The organism is Streptomyces sp. NPDC101152 (assembly GCF_044768275.1).
Taxonomy (GTDB): Bacteria; Actinomycetota; Actinomycetes; order Streptomycetales; family Streptomycetaceae; genus Streptomyces.
Genome location: NZ_JBIWPO010000023.1, coordinates 56,549 through 78,038, shown reverse-complemented (window position 1 = coordinate 78,038; position 21,490 = coordinate 56,549). Strand labels below are relative to the sequence as shown.

The following is a 21,490-nucleotide window of genomic DNA, read 5'->3' as shown; positions in this document are numbered from 1 at the left end:
CGCTCACGTACTCGCCCCGCGCTCGCGCAGCGCCCGACGGGCCTCGGGGTCGGCCTTGCGGTAGCCGTGGAAGTGGCCGGGGTGGTAGAGGTGCGAGCGGGTGCCCTCGGCGGACAGGGCCGGGCCGACCAGGAAGAGGGTGTGCTTCCAGAGCCTGTGCTCCTTCACCGTCTCCTCCAGCGTGCCGATCGTGCAGGTCACCAGCAGCTCCTCCGGCCAGGTCGCCTGGTAGGCGACCACGACCGGCGTGGAGGTCGGGTAGCCGCCCTCCAGCAGCTCCCGCACCAGCTGCCCGCTGCGGGCCGCCGACAGGAAGATCGCCATGGTCGTGCCGTGCCGGGCGAACTCGCGGACCTCCTCGCCGGGCGGCATCGGCGTCTTGCCGCCGCCGAGCCGGGTGAGGACGACGGACTGCGCGACCTCGGGGATGGTCAGCTCGCGTCCGGCGAGCGCGGCGACGGCGGAGAACGCCGATACGCCGGGCACGACCTCCGTCGCGATGCCGACCCGCGCGCACCGGTCGAGCTGTTCCTGCGTACCGCCCCACAGGGCCGGGTCGCCGGAGTGGATCCGGGCGACCCGCAGCCCCTCGGCGTGCGCCCGCTCGTAGACGGCGACGACGTCCTCCAGGGACATGGTCGCCGAGTCGAGGATCTCCGCGTCCTCGCGCGCGTGCTCGAGGACCTCCGCCTGGACCAGGCTCGCGGCCCAGATCACGACGTCGGCCTCGGCGATGGCGCGCGCGGCACGGAACGTCAGCAGGTCGGCGGCGCCGGGGCCGGCACCGACGAAGGTCACCTTGCCGGTGGGGGCATCGGCCATGGAAATCGGGTCCTCTCTGTACAAAAAGTGTCACGGGTGCTGCTGCCGAGGCCGCAGGATGTGCGCGAGGGGCCATTGATCGGATAACAAGTCCCCATGGCGGTCTTCGTCGCGCTCGGCGCGTTCCTGATGACGCTGGCCGGCGGCTGGACGGCACAGCGCGTGACCGACCGTCGCCACCTGGTCCTTGGCCTGGCCGGTGGACTGATGCTCGGCGTGGTCGGCCTCGACCTGCTGCCGGAAGCGCTGAAGGCGGCCGGCGACGAGGTCTTCGGCGTACCGGCGGCCCTCCTGCTCTTCGTGGCGGGCTTCCTCCTCGCCCACCTCGTGGAGCGCACGCTCGCCGCCCGCCAGGCCTCCCACGGCGGAGAGGAGCACTCCCACCGAGCCCCCGAGGTGGGGCTGGCGGCGGCTGCGGCGATGGTCGGTCACAGCGCGATGGACGGCGTGGCGATCGGCGCGGCCTTCCAGGTCGGCGGCGGTATGGGGGTGGCGGTCGCCCTGGCGGTGGTCGCCCACGACTTCGCGGACGGCTTCAACACCTACACGATCACCAGTCTGTACGGGAACGCCCGCCGCAAAGCCCTGATCATGCTGTTCGCGGACGCGGCGGCCCCCGTGGCGGGCGCCGCCTCGACGGCGTTCGTCACCATCCCGGAGGCCGTGCTCGGCGGCTACCTGGGCCTCTTCGGCGGTGTGCTGCTCTATCTGGCCGCCGCCGAGATCCTCCCCGAGGCCCACCACGAGCACCCGGCCCGCTCGACCCTGCTGTGCACGGTCGCGGGCGCGCTGTTCATCTGGCTGGTGGTGGGCCTGGCCGCCTGAGCCGGCCGCTGCGCCGGCGGTCACAACTTGCCGCCCCGCCCGCCCTCGCGCCGCGCGGGCGCGATGAGCGTGGACAGATACGGCAGCGGGCCGCCGTCCAGCTCGGCGGCGGACCGGATCGACTCGCTCTCCAGCCCGAGTGCCGCGCCCCACACCGCGCCCTCGAGCCGCCCGGTCTCCCGCAGCGCCTCGGCGACCTCGGCGGCGTGCCGGCCGAACTTGTAGGCGACGACTGTGCCGGGCCCGTTCAGGGCCTCCTTCAGCACGGCCGCTCCCGCGGTGACGGGGACCAGGGTCAGCGGCTCGGTGCCCTCGGTCAGCACGGCCCCCGACCGCGCCGCCAGGTCCTGCATGGCGGTGATGCCGGGCACGGTCTCCACCGCCGTTCCCGGAACCAGCCCGGTGACGGTCTGCGCGAGGTAGGTGAAGGTGGAGTACACGTTGGGGTCGCCGATCGTGGCGAAGGCGACGCTCCCGTGCTCCCGCAGCAGCGCGGCGACCCGCTCCCCGGCCGCGTCCCAGGCGGCCTCCCGCCGCCCCCGGTCACTGCGCTCGTTGAGCGCGAACACGACCCGTACGACCTTCTCCTCGGGCACGTAGTGCAGCACGGTCGCCTCGGCGCGCCCGCGCTCCCCGGTGTCCATCACGGGCACGACGACCACACCGGCGGCCCGCAGCGCGTTGACGCCCTTGACGGTGACGAGCTCCGGATCGCCGGGTCCCACTCCGACCCCGATCAGCCTGCTGTTGCTCATGACGTCCGGCACCTCTCCACGAACCGACGGGCGACACCGGGCTGCGAGGCCCAGTGCGTGTGCAGATAGCTCGCGTGCACACCTCGCTGTACGAAACCCTCGACGCGCCGCTCAGGGGCGCGCACCCCCCAGGCCGGAGCCGTGCCCGCCCCCGGCTCGACGACGGTCCGGTGGAACTCGTGCCCCCGCATCCGCGTCCCCGCGAGGGCCAGCACGCTGTCACTCACGGCGACGGCGTCCCGGTACCCGAGCGTGAGCCGCTCGCTCATCCGGCCACCCGCGTCGATCACCCCGCACATGGGCAACCCGTCCAACTCCCGGCACAGATACAGCAGCCCCGCACACTCGGCGGCGACGGGAGCCCGACGGTGGGCAAGCGCGGCAACGGCCTTGCGCAGCGACTCGTTGGCCGACAACTCGGCCGCATACACCTCGGGAAACCCGCCGCCGACGACCAACCCCCGTGTGCCATCCGGAAGTTGTTCATCCCGAAGCGGATCAAAGCCGACGACCTCAGCACCGGCCGCGGCAAGCAACTCACCGTGCTCGGCATACGAAAACGTGAACGCGGCCCCACCGGCAACAGCAACGACCGGCCGTTCGGTCACGTCTTGACGCCGGCCGGGATTATCAGCCCGTCTGGGGGTCCCCCCTCTGGGGGAGTTTGAGGACGAGGCCCCTTCAGGGCCGATCGGGGGGCCAGAGGGCAGAGCCCCCTGGGGCGGGGCCGAAGGGGCAGCAGCCCCTGGTGACGGGACGGGTAGGGGCGGCGGGGGCGAGGAAGCCAGAGCCGCACCCGGATCCCACGCCGCACACGACAACGCCCCCGCACCGCGCGCCAGCGCGAACAACCCCTCCAGATCACACCCGCGTTCGACAAGCGCCCGCATCGCCGCCACGGCATCCACGGCGGCACCCCCCCGCTCGGCAACCGGCACCAGCCCCAGGTGCCGAGACGGCGTCTCCACCGGCGCGGCCCGCCGCAACACCCCCAGCACCGGCACCCCGGCCGCCTCCAACGCCTCCCGCAGAAGCGCCTCGTGCCGGTCCGACGCCACCTTGTTCAGGATCACGCCCCCGACCCGCACCTCCGGGTCCCAGGACGCGAACCCGTGCACCAGCGCCGCCACCGACCGCGACTGCGAGGACGCGTCCACGACCAGCACCACGGGCGCCCGCAGCAGCTTCGCAACCTGGGCGGTGGACGCCAGTTCACCTTCCCCCGCGGCCCCGTCGTACATCCCCATCACACCCTCGACGACCGCGAGGTCACACCCCCGCGCTCCGTGCAGGAACAGCGGAGCGACCAGCTCCGGCCCGCACAGGTACGCGTCGAGGTTCCGCCCCACCCGCCCGGTGGCGAGCGCGTGGTACCCGGGGTCGATGTAGTCCGGCCCGACCTTGTGCGGGGACACGGCGAGCCCCCGCGCGGCGAACGCGGCCATCAGCCCCGTGGCGACGGTGGTCTTGCCGCTGCCGGACGCCGGCGCGGCGATGACCAGCCGTGGGACGGAAGAGGTCACCACTCGATGCCCCTCTGCCCCTTCTGCCCGGCGTCCATCGGATGCTTCACCTTGGACATGTCGGTCACGAGGTCGGCGAAGTCGACGAGCTTCTCGGGCGCGTTCCGCCCGGTGATCACGACATGCTGGGTACCGGGACGGTCCCGCAGCACGGAGACGACCTCGTCGGTGTCCACCCACCCCCAGTGCATCGGGTAGGCGAACTCGTCGAGCACGTACAGCTTGTACGTCTCGGCGGCCAGGTCCCGCTTGACCTGCTCCCAGCCCTCCCGGGCCTTCTCCTCGTTGTCCAGCTGCTCGTCGCGCTGCACCCACGACCAGCCCTCGCCCATCTTGTGCCAGTCGACGGACCCGCCCTCACCGCTGGCGCCCAGCACCCGCAGCGCGTTCTCCTCGCCGACCTTCCACTTGGCGGACTTGACGAACTGGAACACACCGATCGGCCACCCCTGGTTCCAGGCCCGCAGCGCGAGCCCGAACGCGGCGGTGGACTTGCCCTTCCCGACCCCGGTGTGCACGACGACCAGCGGACGGTTCCTCCTCTGACGGGTCGTCAGTCCGTCGTCCGGCACGACACTCGGCTGCCCCTGCGGCATTACGCGGCCCTCCCCTGTACGTCCTTCACCAGCCCGGCGATGGAGTCCGCCCGCAACTCGTCGAGCGTCACCGCCGTCCCGCCCAGCTCACCGGCGAGCCGGCCCGCCAACCCCAGCCGCACCGGCCCCGACTCGCAGTCGACCACCACCGAGGCGACCGACTCGGCCGCGAACAACCGTGCCGCCCGCCCCGCGAGCGCGACGGGCTCGGGCCCACCGGTTGCCCGGCCGTCCGTCACCACGACCACGAGCGGCCGTCGCGCGGGATCCCGCAGCCGCTCCACCCGCAGCACGTCATGCGCCTTCAACAACCCGGCGGCGAGCGGCGTGCGCCCGCCCGTCGGCAGCGACTCCAGCCGGGCCGCCGCCGCGTCGACGGACGAGGTCGGCGGCAACGCGACATCCGCCGCCGCCCCCCGGAAGGTCACCAGCCCCACCTTGTCCCGCCGCTGGTAGGCGTCCAGCAGCAGCGACAGCACGGCGCCCTTCACCGCGCTCATACGCTGCCGCGCCGCCATCGACCCGGAGGCGTCGACCACGAACAGCACGAGGTTTCCCTCGCGCCCCTCTCGCGTCGCCTGCCGCAGATCGTCCCGGCGCACCACAAGACCCGGCCCGGACCGCCCCCGCGCCCGCTGGTGCGGGGCGGCGGCCTGCACGGTCGCCGCCAGATGCAGCTTGGTGAGCGCCCCACGGGGCCGCCGGGCCCCGGTCGTCCGCCCGTGCTCGGTCCGCGCCCGCGAACGCCGGCCCACCGCGCCCGCCCCGATCCCGGGCACGCTCAGCACCTTGGTCCGGAACGGCTCGGCGGCCCGTACGGCGGACTGCTCGCCCGCGCCGGAGGCCTGCGGTTCACCGCCCTCCCCGGCCTCGGGCCGCGCGCCCGTGTCGCCGCCGCCCTGCGGCCCCTCGTCCGGCGTCGGCTGCCCGCCGCCCCCGCCGGGACCGTCGCCGTCGGGCTCGGGATCGTCGTCCTCGGCGAACTCCTCCAGCGTCTCGTCCAGCTTGTCCTCGTCGAGTCCCGGCGCGTCGAAGGGGTTGCGGCGACGCCGGTGCGGCAGCGCGAGCAGCGCGGCCTGCCGCACGTCCTCGGCGAGCACGTCCGTCCGCCCGGCCCAGGCGGCCAGCGCGGTCGCGGTGCGGGCCATCACGATGTCGGCCCGCATGCCGTCCACCTCGAAGGCGGCACAGGTCGCCGCGATCTGCCGCAACGCCCCGTCGCCCAACCGCACCGACGGCAACAACTCCCGTGCGGCGACGATCCGTTGCCGTACGGCCGCCTCCTCGTCCGCCCAACGGGCCGCGAAACCGGCCGGATCGTCGTCGTACGCCAGCCTGCGCCGCACGACCTCCACCCGCTGGTCGGGTTCGCGTGAGGCGGCCACCTCCACCGTCAGCCCGAACCGGTCGAGCAACTGCGGCCGCAGCTCGCCCTCTTCGGGGTTCATGGTGCCGACGAGCAGGAAACGGGCCGCGTGGCGCACGGACACGCCCTCACGTTCGACGTAGGAGGCGCCCATCGCGGCCGCGTCCAGCAGGAGGTCGACCAGGTGGTCGTGGAGGAGGTTGACCTCGTCGACGTAGAGGATGCCCCGGTGCGCGTCGGCGAGCAGGCCGGGCTCGAACGCCTTCACGCCCTCCGCCAGCGCCCGCTCGATGTCCAGGGCGCCCACCAGCCGGTCCTCCGAGGCGCCCACCGGCAGTTCGACCATCCGCGCCGGACGCGTCTCGAACGCCCCCGGCTCGTGCGGACCGTCCGGGCAGGCGGGGTCGGGGGAGTCGGGGTCGCAGGAGAAACGGCACCCGGAGACGACGTCGAGCTGTGGCATCAGCGCCGAAAGCGCCCGTACCGCGGTCGACTTGGCGGTGCCCTTCTCGCCGCGCACCAGCACACCGCCGACCGCCGGGGAGACGGCGTTCAGGAGCAGTGCGAGCCGCAGGTCGTCCTGGCCGACAACGGCCGTGAAAGGAAAGGGGGTGGTCACTGGTCGCCCTCCAGGTCGCCTTCCAGCTCCAGGTACGTGGCGCGCAGCCGCTCCAACGTCTCCGCGTCGGGCTCGTCCCACAGCCCACGTTCGGCGGCTTCGAGCAGCCGCTCGGTGATGCCGCGCAGCGCCCACGGGTTGGACTTCTTCATGAACTCCCGGTTCTCCGGGGCGAACACGTACTCGGCGCTGAGCTTCTCGTACATCCAGTCGTCGACGACCCCGGCCGTGGCGTCGTACCCGAAGAGGTAGTCGACGGTCGCCGCCATCTCGAAGGCGCCCTTGTAGCCGTGGCGCCGCATGGCCGCCATCCAGCGGGGGTTGACCACGCGGGCGCGGAAGACGCGGTGCGTCTCCTCCCCGAGCGTGCGGGTCTTCACCTGGTCCGGGGTGGCGGAGTCGCCGACGTACGCCTCGGGCGAGGACCCCGTCAGATGGCGGACCATGGCGACCATGCCGCCGTGGTACTGGAAGTAGTCGTCGGCGTCGACGAGGTCGTGCTCGCGGGTGTCGACGTTCTTGGCGGCGACCGCGATCCGCTTGAACGCCGTCTCCATGTCCCCGCGCGCCGCCCGCCCGTCGAGCCCGCGGCCGTAGGCGTAACCGCCCCACACCGCGTACACCTCGGCCAGGTCGGCGTCCGAGCGCCAGTTGCGGGCGTCGATCAGCGGCAGCAGCCCGGCACCGTACGCGCCCGGCTTGGAGCCGAAGATCCGGGAGGTGGCCCGGCGCCGGTCACCGTGTTCGGCGGTGTCCGCGTCCGCGTGGGCCTTCACGAAGTTGCGGTCGGCGGGCTCGTTCAGCTCGGCCACCGCGCGCACCGCGTCGTCGATGAGCCCGACCACGTGCGGGAACGCGTCCCGGAAGAAGCCGGAGATACGGACCGTTACGTCGATGCGGGAACGGCCCAGCTCGGTCAGGGGGACCACCTCGAAGCCCGTCACCCGGCGCGAGGCGTCGTCCCACACGGGCCGGCAGCCCAGCAGCGCCAGGATCTCGGCGATGTCGTCGCCCTGCGTCCGCATCGCCGACGTGCCCCACACCGTCAGGCCGACGGACTTCGGGTACTCGCCGGTGTCCTGCAGATAGCGCTGCACGAGGGAGTCGGCGAGCGACTGGCCGACCTCCCAACTCAGCCGGGACGGAATGGCCTTGGGATCGACCGAGTAGAAGTTGCGGCCGGTCGGCAGGACGTTGACCAGACCGCGGGTGGGGGAGCCGGACGGGCCGGCCGGGACGTAACCGCCGTCCAGCGCCTTGAGGATGTGGCCGATCTCGTCGGTGGTGCGGGCCAGCCGCGGCACGACCTCGGTGCAGGCGAACTCCACCACCGCGACGGCGTCCGGGAGTTCGGTGCCGAGCACGTCACGCACGAGGGCACGGCTCTCGGCGACCGCCCACTCCCGTGCCTCCATCCCCTCCGCGATCCGCCGGCACAGCTGCTCCAGCAGGTCGATGGCGTCGGCGGCGGTACGCGACGGCCCCTCGACCAGGTCGCTCAGCTCGACCGGCACCTTCACCGGCGCACCCGGCTCCGCCAGCAGTTCCTTCTCGACCAGCCCGAAGTGGGCTGCCAGCGAAGCCCGCAGCCCCGGCAGCGCGTTGGCCTGACCGCCCCACACCTGCGAGGCGCGCAGCACGGCGAGAACAAGGTTGACGCGCGGCTCACCGACCGGCCCGCCGCCGAGGACGTGCAGACCGTCCCTGATCTGCACGTCCTTGATCTCGCACAGGTAGCCGTCGATGTGCATGACGAACTCGTCGAACGCCTCGTCGTCCGGCTGCTCGTCGACATGCAGGTCGTGGTGCAGCTCGGCCGCCTTGACCAGCGTCCAGATCTGCGCGCGGACCGCCGGAGCCTTCGTCGGGTCCAGGTCGGAGACGAGCGCGTACTCGTCCAGCAGCTGCTCCAGCTTGGCCAGGTCGCCGTAGGTGTCGGCGCGGGCCATCGGCGGGACGAGGTGGTCGACGACCGTGGCGTGGCCCCGCCGCTTGGCCTGGGTGCCCTCGCCGGGGTCGTTGACGATGAACGGGTAGATCAGGGGCAGTTCGCCGAGGACCGCGTCCGGCGCGCACCCGCTGCTGAGTCCGAGTCCCTTGCCGGGCAGCCACTCCATCGTGCCGTGCTTGCCCATGTGGACGATCGCGTCGGCGCCGAAACTGTTCTCCAGCCACCGGTACGCGGCCATGTAGTGGTGCGACGGCGGCATGTCCGGGTCGTGGTAGATCGCGATCGGGTTCTCCCCGAAGCCGCGCGGCGGCTGGATCATCACGACGACGTTCCCGAACTGGAGCGACGCGAGCACGATGTCGTCCCCGTCGACGTACAGCGACCCCGGCGGCTCCCCCCACGCCTCCAGCATCCCGTCGCGCAGCTCGGGATCGAGCTTGCCGAACCAGGCCCGGTAGTCGGCGAGCGGAACGCGCGCGGGCGCGGCGGCCAACTGGTCCTCGGTCAGCCACTCGACGTCATGACCACCGGCCTCGATGAGCCGGTGGATCAACTCGTCGCCGTTGTCCGGGTATTCGGTCAGCGAGTATCCCGCCTCCCGCAGCGCGTCCAGCACCCGCACGGCGGACGCGGGCGTGTCGAGGCCCACCGCGTTGCCGACGCGTGAGTGCTTGGTCGGGTAGGCGGTGAAGACGAGCGCCAGCTTCTTGTCGGCGTTCGCCTGGTGGCCCAACCGGGCGTGCCGTACGGCGATTCCGGCCACCCGCGCGGCTCGCTCGGGGTCGGCGACGTACACCGGGACGTCGTCCGGGCCCTGCTCCTTGAAGGAGAACGGCACGGTGACCAGGCGCCCGTCGAACTCCGGGATCGCGACCTGCATCGCCGCGTCCATGGGGGAGAGGGCGGCGTCCGAGGCGTCCCAGGCCTCCCGCGACGAGGTGAGGCAGAGCCCCTGCAGCACGGGCACGTTCAGGTCCGCGAGCGCCCCGATGTCCCAGGCCTCCTCGTCGCCGCCGGCCGAGGCCTCGGAGGCGTGCGTGCCGCCGGCGGCGAGGACGGTGGCGACCAGGGCGTCGGTCTTCGCCAGGATCTCGTACAGCCCCGCGTCCGCGCCGCGCAGCGAACCGCAGTACACGGGAAGGGCGTTGGCGCCCCGCGCCTCGATCGCGTCGCACAGGGTGTCCACGAAGGCGGTGTTGCCGCTGAGCTCATGGGCTCGGTAGAAGAGCACGCCGACGGTCGGCCGCCCCTCGACGAACTCCCGCTCGCCATGGACGCCGTACTCCGGCATCTTCTGCGGCTCGACGAACCCCTCACCCGTCAGCAGCACGGTGTCGGACAGGAACCGGGCGAGCTCGGTCAGGTTGGCGGGGCCGCCCTCGACGAGGTACCTCAGCGCCTCCGCCACGACCCCCGCCGGCACGGACGACTCCGCCATCAACTCCGCGTCCGGCACGGCCTCCCCGCCGAGCAGCACGGTCGGGACGCCGGACGCCTTCAGCGCGGCCAGCCCGTCCTCCCAGGCCCGCTTCCCGCCCAGCAGCCGTACGACGGCGATGTCGGCGCCGTCGAGGAGCGCGGGCAGCTCCTGAGCCACATCCACCCGGGTGGGATTGCCGATGCGGTAGCCGGCGCCGGACGCGGCCCGCGCCGCCAGCAGATCCGTGTCGGCGGTCGACAACAACAACACTGTGCTCATGCGGGCGCTCCCGGTGGAATGAAAGGCAGTCCTTGCGGCGCGCCGGACTCGATGAGCCGCCACAGCGCGTCCGTGTCCGCGTGCTGTTCGATCAGGTCGCCGAGCCGGTCGAGCTGCTCCTCGCGCAGCGCGGCGAACGACGTGTCCTCGGCCGGTACGAAACGGCGGCCCGCGGCGGCCGCCACCTCGCGCAGGAACGCCCGCCGGAAGCCGTCCGACTCCAGCGAGCCGTGCCAGTGCGTGCCCCAGGTGTGGCCGACCCGGCAGCCGTCCAGGCCGTGTCCCTCGCCATCGGAGATGAACCCCTCCCCGCCGGTCACCTCGGCGACCCCGTGATGGATCTCGTACCCCTCGACCCGCTCGCCCAGGGCCTCGCCGACCGGCCGGGTGAGTGTCTTCTCGCGGGCGAACCGCACCCGCACGGGCAGGACACCGAGCCCCTCGACCCGGCCACGCCGGCTCTCCACCTCGTCCTCGATGTGCTCGCCGAGGATCTGGAAGCCGCCGCAGACACCGAGGATCGGGCGGCCTTCGGCGGCCCTGCGCACCAGCGCGTCGGCGAGTCCCCGCTCGTGCAGCCACTCCAGCGCCCGCACGGTCCCGCGGGTGCCCGGGACCACCACCAGGTCGGCGTCGGCCAGTTCCTCGGGCCGGTCGACGAACCGCACCACGACCCCGGGTTCGGCGGCCAGCGCGTCCACGTCGGTGAAGTTGGACATCAGCGGGACCGCGCACACGGCGACCCGCAGCACGTCCTCACCCACCGGCGGGGAGACGTTCGACTCCCGCACGGTCCCGCGCAGGGAGACTCGCAGTCCGTCCTCCTCGTCGATGCCGAGCCCGTGCCGGAAGGGCAGGACGCCGTAGGTCCGCCGGCCGGTGAGACCGTGGAGCATGGCGAGACCGGGTTCGAGGAGCGAGACGTCGCCCCGGAACTTGTTCACCAGGAAGCCGGCGACCAGCCGCTGGTCCTCCTGCGACAGCAGCGCGACGGTCCCGAAGAACGAGGCGAACACGCCCCCGCGGTCGATGTCACCGACGACGAGCACGGGAAGCCCGGCGTTGCGGGCGATCCCCATGTTCACGATGTCGGTGCGGCGCAGGTTGATCTCCGCCGGGCTGCCGGCCCCCTCACAGATCACCGCGTCATACGTGCCCCGCAACTCGGCGAGACAGTCGAGAACGGTCCCGAGAAGCTGCTGCTGCCGCCCGCCGTGGTACCCCCGCGCGCTCAACTCGCCCACCGGCTTGCCCATGAGCACGACCTGGCTGCTCTGCTCGCCGCCCGGCTTCAGCAGCACGGGATTCATCAGCGCGGTCGGTTCGATCCGGCAGGCCTGCGCCTGCATGGCCTGCGCCCGCCCTATCTCGGCACCCTCGCGCGTCACGAAGGAGTTGAGCGACATGTTCTGCGCCTTGAAGGGCGCCACCTTGACGCCTTGCCGCACGAGCCACCGGCAGATCCCGGCGGTGACGACACTCTTGCCGGCGTCGGAGGTGGTACCGGCGACGAGGAGACCCCCGCTCATGACGTACGTCCCTTCACCAGGAGGCGCGCGGCGGCACTGACGCCGAGCGCGAGCAGACCGACGCGCCGGGAGAGCCGTACGGCCCGCTCGATGTCGGGCACGGCGACGGCGCGGCCCGCCGTGTTGAGCACGGGCCGGTGTTCGACCCGCCCGCCGTACGAGAGGGTCCCGCCCAGGCGCACGCCGAGCGCGCCCGCGAACGAGGCCTCCACCGGACCGGCGTTGGGGCTCGGGTGCTTGCCGGCGTCGGCCCGCCAGGCCCGTACGGCCCCGCGCGGGTCGCCGCCCGCGACCGTCGCCAGCGCCGCGGTCAGCCGTGCCCCCGGCCACCCGGCCACGTCGTCCAGCCGCGCCGAGGCCCACCCGTACCGCCGGTACCGTTCGGACTTGTGCCCGACCATGGCGTCCAGCGTGTTGACGGCCCGGAACCCGAGCAGCCCCGGAACGCCCCCCACGGCCCCCCACACCAGCGCCCCGACCACCGCGTCCGACGTGTTCTCGGCGACCGACTCCACCACGGCCCGCGCGATCCCGTCGGCGTCCAGCGCCTGCGGGTCCCGCCCGCACAGATGGGGCAACCGGTCCCGCGCGGCCTCGACGTCCCCCGCCTCCAGGGCTCGCCCGACGGCCCGCGCCTCACGCGCGAGCGAGGTTCCGCCGACCACCGCCCAGGTGGCGGCGGCGGTCAGCGCGACGGAGGCGGTACGGGACGGCCGTACGGCTCTCTGCGCCACGGCGCCCAGCGCCACGGCCCCCCCGGCGCACACGGCGGTGTGCAGCGCGCCCCACCCCCGGTGGTCCCGCCACAGCACCCGTTCCACAGCTCCCGCGGCCCGCCCGAACGCGGCGACCGGATGCCCCCGGCGGGGATCGCCGAGGAGCTGGTCACCGAGGAGTCCGGCGGCGGCGCCGTACGCGAAGACGCGACCGGCACGCATCGGCTCAGCCGGCCGTGGGGGCGGGCAGCGACCTGGTGCGATACCTCAGACGGCAGGCGAGCATGACGACATGTCCTCACTCAGGGTGTCCACGCCCTGGTTCGACGAGACCGGCGGTGGGAGTTCCTGGCTCCCGGGGCTACCTACCCCGGTGACAGTGGCGGGACCGCGCCGGACTCGCACCGGCTTCCTCCCTTGCCGCCGTATATGGCTCCGGCAGTCCACCACGGGGTTGGAAGGGCCGTCAACTTGCCGTTGACCTGCGACGGGAGAGTGTGCTGAGGCCCACACGTCAGGGGTCGCCGGGGTCACGGAAACGCGTGGTGCCGGGACGGATCACCGTCCCGGCACCAACTGCGGGTCAGGGCTCAGCTTTTGGACATGATCAGGTTGATTCCGTAGGCCACCGCCGCCGCGCAGGCCGCGAAGCACACGTAGGCGCCGGTGACCGCGAGGGTCGCCGAGTTGCCCTGGGCCACGGCCCGCTCACGGCGGGACAGGCCCATGACGCCGAGGGTGAACAGGGTGACGAGGCCCACGGTGACCGCGAGGCTGACACCGAAGACGGAGCCCAGGGCCGACCAGTCGATCTTCATGCTGCTGCTTCCTTCGTTACCGGGTGCCCGGGGCTCAGACGGCGGCCGGCGGGGCCGCCGCCTCCGTGGTGGTGACCGGTGCGGCGATCGTGGCCGTCAGGCCCTCCGTCACCGCGCCCGTGGGAGGAGGGGTCACGGCGGCGATCGCCGTGGTGACCACGCCGGCCGGCTCCTCGGTCTCGTTGACGTTGGAGGCGTCGACGACCTCGCGGCGCGAGACCTTCCAGATCGCGGCGCTGGCCGCGACGAGGAAGACGGCGACGACGGCGGTGCCCCAGTCGCCGAGGTCCGTGACGGACTCGGCGCCCGCGCCGACCAGGGCGGCGGCGGGGAGTGTGAGGACCCAGGCGACCAGCATCCGGGTCGCCGTGGACCAGCGGACCAAGCCCCCCTTGCGGCCGAGGCCCGCGCCCATCACCGAACCGGAGACGACGTGCGTGGTGGAGAGGGAGAAGCCGAGGTGCGAGGAGGCCAGGATGGCGGTGGCCGCGCTGGTCTGGGCGGCGAAGCCCTGCTGCGGCCTCAGCTCGGTCAGGCCCTTGCCCATCGTGCGGATGATGCGCCAGCCGCCGATGTAGGTGCCGAGCGCGATGGCGAGGCCGGCGGAGAGGATGACCCAGGTGGGAGGGTTGGAGCCGGGGGCGATGGCGCCGCCGGCGACCAGGGCGAGGGTGATGATGCCCATCGTCTTCTGCGCGTCGTTGGTGCCGTGGGCGAGCGAGACCAGACCGGCGGAGGCGATCTGGCCGGCGCGGTAGCCCTTCTCGGCCGCCTTGCCCTCGGCCTTGGAGTCGAGGGCGTAGGAGAAGCGCGTCGCGAGCATCGCGGCGAGCCCGGCGACGACCGGGGCGGCGAGCGCCGGCAGGAGCACCTTGGTGACGAGCACGTCGCCGTGGACGGCACCGAAGCCGGCCGAGGCGACGGTGGCGCCGATCAGACCGCCCATCAGGGCGTGCGAGGAGCTGGAGGGCAGGCCCACCAGCCAGGTCACCAGGTTCCAGAGGATCGCGCCGACCAGGGCGGCGAAGATGACCTCGGGACGGATGCCGTTCTCATTGACGAGACCCTTGGAGATCGTGTTCGCGACCTCGACGGACAGGAAGGCGCCTACAAGGTTGAGCACGGCGGACATGGCCACCGCGACCTTGGGCTTGAGTGCACCGGTCGAGATGGTCGTGGCCATCGCGTTGGCGGTGTCGTGGAAACCGTTCGTGAAATCGAACGCGAGTGCGGTGATCACCACAATCGCGAGGATCAGCGAGAAGTTTTCCATTTACCCAGGCAATCGTTCGAAGTCATCGGTCGGTTGACCGTAGGAAACCTGGGTGAACGGAAGATGAACTGGGGTGGACTTCGGAGTGTCGGGGCCGGTATCCCCGGGCGAACGGACGGCAGCGCGGTCGGCGTCCCACCGTGCCTCCTGTCGTACGGGTTGTATTCGATGTCGAGCGCCGGCGGCGGCGACCGTCCTGAAGTGACCCGGTTCCGGGGCGCGTTGGCGGCTCGCCTGGGATGATCGCCGCATGACTGAGCGGCGGCGGGAGCAGCGGAGCGGGCGGGACGAGCGGGACGAGCGGGGGAGGAGTGCGCTCCCCGAGGAGGCGCGGGCCTGGGACGACCTCGTCGTCACGGCCCGCCGCACCGTCACCGACGGCCTGGTCGTCGGCACCTCCGGCAACGTCTCGGTGCGCGTCGGGGACACCGTGCTGGTCACGCCGTCCGGCGTCCCCTACGACCGTCTCACGCCGGACGACATCACCGGCGTCGGCCTCGACGGCCGACAGGTCCTCGGCACCCTGGTCCCGACCAGCGAACTGCCGATGCATCTGGCCGTGTACCGCTCGACCGGCGCGCGGGCCGTCGTCCACACCCACGCCGTGCACGCGACCGCGGTCTCCACGCTCGTCCCCGAGCTCCCGCCGATCCACTACATGGCCGCCGCCCTCGGCGGCCCTGTCCGAGTCGCCCCCTATGCGACGTACGGCACCGACGAGTTGGCCCAGAACATGCTCCGTGCCCTCGCCGACCGCACCGCCTGCCTCCTGCAGAACCACGGCACGGTCGCCCACGGCACCGGCCTGTCCCAGGCCTACGACCGCACGGCCCAGCTGGAGTGGATGTGCCGGCTGTGGCTCACGGCCTCCTCGGTGCCGGGGATGTCACCGAACCTGCTCTCCCTCGCCCAGGTGGAGGAGGCCGAGGAAAAGCTCCGCGGGTACGGGCAGCAGAGGTGACGAGGCGGGGTACCGGAGTGGGGTGAGCACACCACACCGCCGTCGACGCCCCGCATCACCCCGCCCCTTCTTCCCGCTGGCCGGTATTCGGGTCCGCCAGGACACTGGACAGGTGCGCACTGTCAAAGCGGCGGCCGCCGCCGTCACCGTAGCCCTGGCCGCCGGCGCGGCCTCCGTGGCCGTCGGCCGGTTCGCCAGCGACGCCGCGCTCAAGGCCCCGCCCGGCCGCCCCCTGCCGACCGAACCCCGCCTCACCGTGCACGCCACCGCGGCCGGCCAGATCGCCCTCACCCGCGACCTGGCGTCCCTGCGCCCCGGCACCTACGGCCTCGCCGGCGACGCCACGCACGCGGTCGTCGGCCCCGTCCTCGGCACCGCGCCCCACTCCGCCGACACCGTCGTACGCCGCCTCGAACGCGTCACGCACGGCACCCTCGAACCCGGCGACAAGGTGTGGCTCACCCCCAACGTGTACGTCGGCAACCCCCGGGACGCCCTCGGTCTCGACCACGCAGACATCGACGTCCCCGGCGAACTCGGCCCCCTGCCCGCCTGGTTCGTGCCCGGCGCGCGCACCACCTGGGTGATCGCCGTGCACGGCCTCGGCACCACCCGCGAACACGCCATGAACGTCATGGAGTTCCTGCACCGCCAGCGCTTCCCGGTGCTCGCCCTCGCCTACCGCGGCGACCTCGGCGCGCCGCGCTCCCCGGACGGCCTGAACCACCTCGGCGAGACCGAGTGGCGCGACCTGGACGCGGCCATCCGCTACGCCGTCCGGTACGGCGCCGAACAGGTCGTCCTGCTCGGGTGGTCCACCGGCGCCACCATGGCGCTGCGCGCCGCCGCGCACTCGGGCCTGCGCGACCGTGTCTCCGGCCTCGTCCTGGACTCCCCGGTGCTCAGCTGGGCGACCACCCTGCGCGCCCTCGCCGCGGCCCGCCGCACCCCGGGCGCCCTGCTGCCGCTCGCCGTACGCGCCGCCCAGGGCCGTACCGGCATGGAGGGTGACCGCTCCGCCGCGGCCGCCGCCGCGCCGACGGTCCCGACGCTGGTCTTCCACGGCCCGGACGACGCCCTCGCCCCCTGGCAGTTCTCCCGCAGCCTCGCCGGCGCCCACCCGAACATCGTCGCCCTGCACACCGTACGGCAGGCCCCGCACGCGGCGATGTGGAACGCCGACCCGAGCGGGTACGAGGAGGCGTTGCGCCGTTTCCTGACCCCGCTGATGTGAGCGCCGTCGGGGAGGCGGGCGGAACGGTCGACCTGATTCCGTTTAAGGCCGTACCAGTGGCCTGATCCGGGCCCTTCACCCCCGCGGGCGCCCGTGCCTTGGCCAACCCCGTCGCCCCCTGTGACGTTCCGTTTGGGTTTTCGGACCGTCAACCGGAAGACTGCACCCGTGACGTCCCGTATCCCGCGCGACTCCAGGCTTCGACTCGTCCGCCCGCGACCCCTGGCCGCCGCCCCCACAGCGGTGAACCACCGGCGCCCGAGGCGCCCCGCACCGCGCCCCCCGGAAGGCACACCGGCACCCGCGGTGCTGGCCAGAATGGCGCGCTCCGGCCTGGCCGGCGCGGCCCGCGTCGCCCACTGGGCCGACACCGCCCTCGGCCCGGGCGGCGACGCCGCGACCGCCGACGGCAAGGCCACCCTCGCCGACGCGACCGCCGAACGGGCGGCCCGGGATCTGGGCCTGACCGTCGCTCAGGTCCGCGCCGACTGGGACACCGCCCGCCTCGCCGGCCTCGTCGAGGTGCACGGCGACAGCGCCCGCCCCGGCTGGCGGCTGCGCGCCTGGGACCGTGACGACAGCGCCGTGCTGCGCGGCTGGGTCGCCCTCTTCGACGCCTGGTCGCTCGCGCACGCGGAACCCGTCGAGCACGAGCCAGCCGCCGTCGCCGAGGTCGTCTCCGCGATGCCGCAGGTGCTCTCCTTCCTCCAGCTGTCCGCCGGGCCCGTGCCGGTCGAGCAGTTGCTGGACCTCCTGGAGCAGCGCGTCACCGAACTGCGCACCGAACGCTGCGAGATCCCCTACGGCCCGCAGCCCGAGCCGGTGGAGCCCGCGGCCCCGGACGCCCCGCTCGCCCCCCTCCTCGACTGGGCCCTGCACGCGCTGGCCTCCGTCGGCGCCCTCACCTACGGCGACGGGCAGGCCACCCTCACCCCGCTCGGCAACTGGGCGGTGTGGGTCAAGCTGGAGCAGATCTGCGTCGCCGCGCAGAGCCCCGCCGGCAACATCGAGGCCGTCGCCGAGGAGATGCTGCGCGGCTGCGCCCAACTGCGCCCGAACGCGGCCCGCGCCGAGTACCGCGCCTGGCTCGCCGCCCGCCCCGTCGGCAGCGCCGTCACCGAACTCATCGACGCCGCCCGCGGTGACGACGCCCTGCTGCGCGGCCTCGCCTTCGAGGCGCTGCGCGTGGTCGGCGCCCCCGCCGAGCCCGACGTCCGCGCGGTCGCCGACGAGCCCACCCTGCGGCCGTACGCCCTCCTGTGGCTCGCCGAGCACGACGGCGTCGACCCCGAGGACGCCCACGAGGTGCTCACCCGCGAGGAGGCCACCTGGCTGTGGGTCGACACCGCGGCCGCCGTCGCCGACCACGGCGAGGCCCCCATGCTGGTGCGGCACCTGGAGTCCGCCGTGCAGCCGACCGTGCCGATGCTGCTCGACGAGGTGCGCGCCGTCGGCCACCCCCGCACCGTCCAGGTCCTGGTCGCCCTCGCCGCCGCCCACCCCGACCCGGCCCTCGCCAAGGCCGTGCGCCGGGCCGCCTTCCAGGTGCACACCGGGGGGAACTGAGAAGTGCCGTAACGAACACCAGAACGCAGAAAAAGTGCTTGCACGGCGCCGTTAGACTGGGCCCATGGCCATTCTCCTCGCGCATTAGACGGCGGGAACGTCCTCAGCCGCCCATCCGTCAACCTCAGTCCGCCCAGGAGTCTGTCCGTGATCTCCGCCACCGGTATCGAGCTGCGCGCCGGCGCCCGAGTCCTCATCGAGTCCGCCACCTTCCGGGTCGCCAAGGGCGACCGCATCGGCCTGGTCGGCCGCAACGGCGCCGGCAAGACGACCCTCACCAAGTGCCTGGCCGGCGAGGGCATCCCCGCCGCCGGCCAGATCACCCGCTCCGGCGAGGTCGGCTATCTGCCCCAGGACCCGCGCACCGGCGACCTCGACGTCCTCGCCCGCGACCGCATCCTCTCCGCGCGCGGCCTGGACGTCCTGCTGCGCAAGATGCGGGAGAACGAACAGCGCATCGCCAACGGCCAGGGCGCGACCCGGGAGAAGGCCCTCAAGCAGTACGAGCGCCAGGAGACCGAGTTCCTGACCAAGGGCGGTTACGCGGCCGAGGCGGAGGCCGCGACCATCGCCGCCGCGCTCAACCTGCCCGACCGGGTGCTCGGCCAGCCGCTGCACACGCTCTCCGGCGGTCAGCGCCGCCGTATCGAGCTGGCGCGCATCCTCTTCTCGGACGCCGACACCCTGCTGCTGGACGAGCCGACCAACCACCTCGACGCGGACTCGATCATCTGGCTGCGGGACTACCTGAAGACGTACCGCGGCGGCTTCATCGTGATCTCCCACGACGTAGACCTGGTCGAGACGGTCGTCAACAAGGTGTTCTACCTGGACGCCAACCGCGCCCAGATCGACGTCTACAACATGGGCTGGAAGCTCTACCAGCAGCAGCGCGAGGCCGACGAGAAGCGCCGCAGGCGCGAGCGGCAGAACGCCGAGAAGAAGGCGGCCGCGCTGCACTCGCAGGCCGACAAGATGCGGGCCAAGGCGACCAAGACGGTGGCCGCGCAGAACATGGCCAAGCGGGCCGACCGGCTGCTCGCCGGGCTCGAGGCGGTGCGCGTCTCCGACAAGGTGGCGAGGCTCCGTTTCCCCGAGCCGGCGCCCTGCGGCAGGACCCCGCTCACCGCCGAGGGCCTGTCGAAGTCCTACGGCTCGCTGGAGATCTTCACCGACGTCGACCTGGCCATCGACAAGGGCTCCCGGGTGGTCATCCTCGGCCTCAACGGCGCCGGTAAGACCACCCTGCTCAGGCTCCTGGCGGGCGTCGAGCAGCCGGACACGGGCGCGGTGGTACCCGGCCACGGCCTCAAGCTCGGCTACTACGCCCAGGAGCACGAGACCCTCGACGCCGACCGCTCGGTCCTGGAGAACATGCGCTCGGCCGCTCCCGACATGGACCTCGTCGAGGTGCGCAAGGTGCTCGGCTCGTTCCTGTTCTCCGGCGACGACGTCGACAAGCCGGCCGGTGTCCTCTCCGGCGGCGAGAAGACCCGCCTGGCGCTGGCGACCCTGGTGGTCTCCTCCGCCAACGTCCTGCTCCTGGACGAGCCCACCAACAACCTCGACCCCGCCAGCCGTGAGGAGATCCTCGGCGCGCTGCGCACCTACAAGGGCGCCGTCGTCCTGGTCACCCACGACGAGGGCGCCGTGGAGGCGCTGCAGCCGGAGCGCATCATCCTGCTGCCCGACGGTGTCGAGGATCTATGGGGATCCGACTACGCGGACCTCGTCTCCCTCGCTTGATCGAATGCGTGATCAACGGCGTAGGGATCATTCGGCCCACCGGTGATCCACCATCTGTGTGAGATCTCCTCGTATCGAGGTGTGTCGTACATCGATTTCACGGCCGAGCCCTTGATCGTCAAGGGTTCGGCCGTCTCACGTCCTGACCTGGTACTTCGTGGATCAACCCGTTCGGCCGAACGAACACGGGAGTGCGGAATTACGAATTCCGCTTGTGGGGATGCGCTCCTGTCGTCAAAACCCTGTCTCACGGACCTTGCCGAATGGGTGGCCATGAAGGCCCGGAGGGGTGATCATGAGGAGACCAGAGCGCACTTCCCATGAGGAGGCACGGGTGGCCGAGACTCTGAAGAAGGGCAGCCGGGTGACCGGCGCCGCGCGCGACAAGCTCGCGGCAGACCTGAAGAAAAAGTACGACTCCGGTGCGAGCATTCGGGCACTGGCCGAGGAAACCGGCCGCTCGTATGGCTTCGTGCACCGGATGCTCAGCGAGTCGGGCGTCACGCTCCGTGGGCGTGGCGGTGCGACACGGGGCAAGAAGGCCGCCTCGTCCTGACCTGTGCGGCCCATCGGCTTCGATGGTGGCCACCCGGTCGGTCGGCTGACCGGCCGGGTGGTTACTGTGCAGTCACTTAGCTTGCAGTCACGCCAGCTCTGCTGACCGCACTCATCGGAGGCGCCCCATGGCCACGCCCGCCAAGGACCTCGGTCCCGTACTCGACAAGGACGGCGTACGGCTCACCGTCGACGACGCGATCGCCACGGTGACGCTGACCAACCCGGCCAAGCGCAACGCGCAGAGCCCCGCCCTGTGGCGGACGCTCGCCGAGGCCGGGCGGGTCCTGCCGGGCTCCGTCCGGGTCGTGGTGCTGCGTGCCGAGGGGCAGTCCTTCTCCGCCGGCCTCGACCGGCAGATGTTCACGCCCGAGGGCATCGAGGGCGAGCCGAGCCTCATCGACCTCGCCCGCAGCAGCGACGGTGAACTCGACGCTAGCATCGCCGGCTTCCAGGACGGCTTCACCTGGTGGCGGCGCAGCGACCTCGTGTCCATCGCCGCCGTCCAGGGGCATGCCATCGGGGCGGGCTTCCAGCTCGCCCTCGCCTGTGACCTGCGCGTCGTCGCCGACGACGTGCAGTTCGCCATGCGCGAGACCAGCCTCGGCCTGGTGCCGGACCTGACGGGCACGCACCCCCTCGTCGCCCTGGTCGGCTACGGCCGCGCGCTGGAGATCTGCCTCACCGGACGCTACGTCCAGGCCGAGGAGGCGGTCAGCACCGGCCTCGCCAACCTCGCCGTCCCGGCCGACCAGCTCGACGCCGCCGTGCACGACCTGGCCTCGGCGATCCTGGCGGCACCGCGGGACGCCGTGATCGAGACCAAGGCACTCATCCGCGGGGCCCACGGCCGCTCCTACGACGACCAGCGCGCCGCGGAACGGGCCGCGCAGGCACGGCGGTTGAGGGACCTGGCGGGCCTCGGCGAGTGACCGC

Annotated in this window: 17 protein-coding genes and 1 riboswitch; of the genes, 7 read left to right on the top strand and 10 right to left on the bottom strand. The window is 72.7% G+C overall.

The window, feature by feature from the left end:
* Positions 1-3: 3 nt before the first annotated feature.
* The gene (gene cobM / locus ACIRVK_RS26805) at positions 4-822 is read right to left on the bottom strand and encodes a precorrin-4 C(11)-methyltransferase (protein ID WP_404251289.1); all 819 of its coding nucleotides are present in this window, start codon (positions 820-822) and stop codon (positions 4-6) included.
* 96 nt (positions 823-918) lie between these two features.
* Here cobM and ACIRVK_RS26800 point away from each other — a divergent pair, with 96 nt between their 5' ends.
* Positions 919-1,647, top strand: coding sequence for a ZIP family metal transporter (locus ACIRVK_RS26800; protein WP_404251287.1), 729 nt, complete (start codon positions 919-921; stop codon positions 1,645-1,647).
* 20 nt (positions 1,648-1,667) lie between these two features.
* Here ACIRVK_RS26800 and cobI read toward each other — a convergent pair whose 3' ends face one another.
* From cobI to ACIRVK_RS26755, 9 genes are all read right to left on the bottom strand, one after another.
* Positions 1,668-2,414 carry a precorrin-2 C(20)-methyltransferase gene (gene cobI / locus ACIRVK_RS26795; RefSeq protein ID WP_404251285.1) on the bottom strand — a complete coding sequence of 249 codons (747 nt, stop codon included), beginning with the start codon at positions 2,412-2,414 and terminating at the stop codon, positions 1,668-1,670.
* On the bottom strand, positions 2,399-3,925 hold the full coding sequence (locus ACIRVK_RS26790; RefSeq protein WP_404251283.1) for a cobyrinate a,c-diamide synthase: 1,527 nt from the start codon (positions 3,923-3,925) through the stop codon (positions 2,399-2,401). Before ACIRVK_RS26790 ends, cobI begins: the two co-directional genes overlap by 16 nt.
* Positions 3,922-4,521: a cob(I)yrinic acid a,c-diamide adenosyltransferase gene (cobO, locus tag ACIRVK_RS26785; protein ID WP_404251281.1), complete on the bottom strand. Its 600-nt coding sequence runs from the start codon at positions 4,519-4,521 to the stop codon at positions 3,922-3,924. Before cobO ends, ACIRVK_RS26790 begins: the two co-directional genes overlap by 4 nt.
* Positions 4,521-6,506 (bottom strand): putative cobaltochelatase, encoded by a 1,986-nt coding sequence (locus ACIRVK_RS26780; RefSeq protein ID WP_404251279.1) that lies wholly within the window; start codon positions 6,504-6,506, stop codon positions 4,521-4,523. The genes cobO and ACIRVK_RS26780 overlap by 1 nt, the downstream gene beginning before the upstream one ends.
* Positions 6,503-10,156, bottom strand: coding sequence for a cobaltochelatase subunit CobN (cobN, locus tag ACIRVK_RS26775; protein ID WP_404251277.1), 3,654 nt, complete (start codon positions 10,154-10,156; stop codon positions 6,503-6,505). Before cobN ends, ACIRVK_RS26780 begins: the two co-directional genes overlap by 4 nt.
* Positions 10,153-11,685 carry a cobyric acid synthase gene (locus tag ACIRVK_RS26770; RefSeq protein WP_404251275.1) on the bottom strand — a complete coding sequence of 511 codons (1,533 nt, stop codon included), beginning with the start codon at positions 11,683-11,685 and terminating at the stop codon, positions 10,153-10,155. Before ACIRVK_RS26770 ends, cobN begins: the two co-directional genes overlap by 4 nt.
* Positions 11,682-12,623, bottom strand: a complete 942-nt coding sequence (locus tag ACIRVK_RS26765) for a cobalamin biosynthesis protein (RefSeq protein WP_404251274.1) — start codon at positions 12,621-12,623, stop codon at positions 11,682-11,684. Before ACIRVK_RS26765 ends, ACIRVK_RS26770 begins: the two co-directional genes overlap by 4 nt.
* 100 nt (positions 12,624-12,723) lie before the next feature.
* A riboswitch (cobalamin riboswitch) is annotated at positions 12,724-12,864 on the bottom strand.
* Positions 12,865-12,991: 127 nt separating this feature from the next.
* Positions 12,992-13,219, bottom strand: a complete 228-nt coding sequence (locus tag ACIRVK_RS26760) for a hypothetical protein (protein WP_404251272.1) — start codon at positions 13,217-13,219, stop codon at positions 12,992-12,994.
* A 34-nt stretch (positions 13,220-13,253) separates the two neighbouring features.
* Entirely contained in the window at positions 13,254-14,492 is a 1,239-nt protein-coding gene (locus tag ACIRVK_RS26755; RefSeq protein ID WP_404251270.1) for an anion permease, read from the bottom strand.
* Between the two features lie 250 nt (positions 14,493-14,742).
* Between ACIRVK_RS26755 and ACIRVK_RS26750 the strand changes: the two genes are divergently transcribed.
* The 6 genes from ACIRVK_RS26750 (at position 14,743) to ACIRVK_RS26725 (ending at position 21,486) form a co-directional block, all read left to right on the top strand.
* Complete coding sequence (locus tag ACIRVK_RS26750) at positions 14,743-15,453, top strand: class II aldolase/adducin family protein (RefSeq protein WP_404251268.1); 711 nt, start codon at positions 14,743-14,745, stop codon at positions 15,451-15,453.
* Positions 15,454-15,565: 112 nt separating this feature from the next.
* Positions 15,566-16,687 (top strand): alpha/beta hydrolase, encoded by a 1,122-nt coding sequence (locus ACIRVK_RS26745; protein ID WP_404251266.1) that lies wholly within the window; start codon positions 15,566-15,568, stop codon positions 16,685-16,687.
* Positions 16,688-17,005: 318 nt separating this feature from the next.
* Complete coding sequence (locus tag ACIRVK_RS26740) at positions 17,006-18,253, top strand: hypothetical protein (RefSeq protein ID WP_404251264.1); 1,248 nt, start codon at positions 17,006-17,008, stop codon at positions 18,251-18,253.
* Between the two features lie 147 nt (positions 18,254-18,400).
* A complete protein-coding gene (locus ACIRVK_RS26735; protein ID WP_404251262.1) occupies positions 18,401-19,999 on the top strand; it encodes an ABC-F family ATP-binding cassette domain-containing protein in 1,599 nt (532 codons plus the stop codon).
* Between the two features lie 334 nt (positions 20,000-20,333).
* On the top strand, positions 20,334-20,555 hold the full coding sequence (locus ACIRVK_RS26730) for a helix-turn-helix domain-containing protein (protein WP_004002281.1): 222 nt from the start codon (positions 20,334-20,336) through the stop codon (positions 20,553-20,555).
* A 127-nt stretch (positions 20,556-20,682) separates the two neighbouring features.
* Entirely contained in the window at positions 20,683-21,486 is an 804-nt protein-coding gene (locus ACIRVK_RS26725; RefSeq protein WP_404251260.1) for an enoyl-CoA hydratase/isomerase family protein, read from the top strand.
* The last annotated feature ends 4 nt before the right edge of the window (positions 21,487-21,490 follow it).

What these genes read in the sequence shown, in the direction of transcription:
- cobO (WP_404251281.1), bottom strand. Translation starts at nt 4,521, where the DNA reads ATGCCGCAGGGGCAGCCGAGTGTCGTGCCGGACGACGGACTGACGACC.
- ACIRVK_RS26770 (WP_404251275.1), bottom strand. Translation starts at nt 11,685, where the DNA reads ATGAGCGGGGGTCTCCTCGTCGCCGGTACCACCTCCGACGCCGGCAAG.
- ACIRVK_RS26800 (WP_404251287.1), top strand. Translation starts at nt 919, where the DNA reads ATGGCGGTCTTCGTCGCGCTCGGCGCGTTCCTGATGACGCTGGCCGGC.
- cobN (WP_404251277.1), bottom strand. Translation starts at nt 10,156, where the DNA reads ATGAGCACAGTGTTGTTGTTGTCGACCGCCGACACGGATCTGCTGGCG.
- ACIRVK_RS26750 (WP_404251268.1), top strand. Translation starts at nt 14,743, where the DNA reads ATGACTGAGCGGCGGCGGGAGCAGCGGAGCGGGCGGGACGAGCGGGAC.
- ACIRVK_RS26755 (WP_404251270.1), bottom strand. Translation starts at nt 14,492, where the DNA reads ATGGAAAACTTCTCGCTGATCCTCGCGATTGTGGTGATCACCGCACTC.
- ACIRVK_RS26765 (WP_404251274.1), bottom strand. Translation starts at nt 12,623, where the DNA reads ATGCGTGCCGGTCGCGTCTTCGCGTACGGCGCCGCCGCCGGACTCCTC.
- ACIRVK_RS26725 (WP_404251260.1), top strand. Translation starts at nt 20,683, where the DNA reads ATGGCCACGCCCGCCAAGGACCTCGGTCCCGTACTCGACAAGGACGGC.
- cobM (WP_404251289.1), bottom strand. Translation starts at nt 822, where the DNA reads ATGGCCGATGCCCCCACCGGCAAGGTGACCTTCGTCGGTGCCGGCCCC.
- ACIRVK_RS26740 (WP_404251264.1), top strand. Translation starts at nt 17,006, where the DNA reads ATGGCGCGCTCCGGCCTGGCCGGCGCGGCCCGCGTCGCCCACTGGGCC.
- ACIRVK_RS26760 (WP_404251272.1), bottom strand. Translation starts at nt 13,219, where the DNA reads ATGAAGATCGACTGGTCGGCCCTGGGCTCCGTCTTCGGTGTCAGCCTC.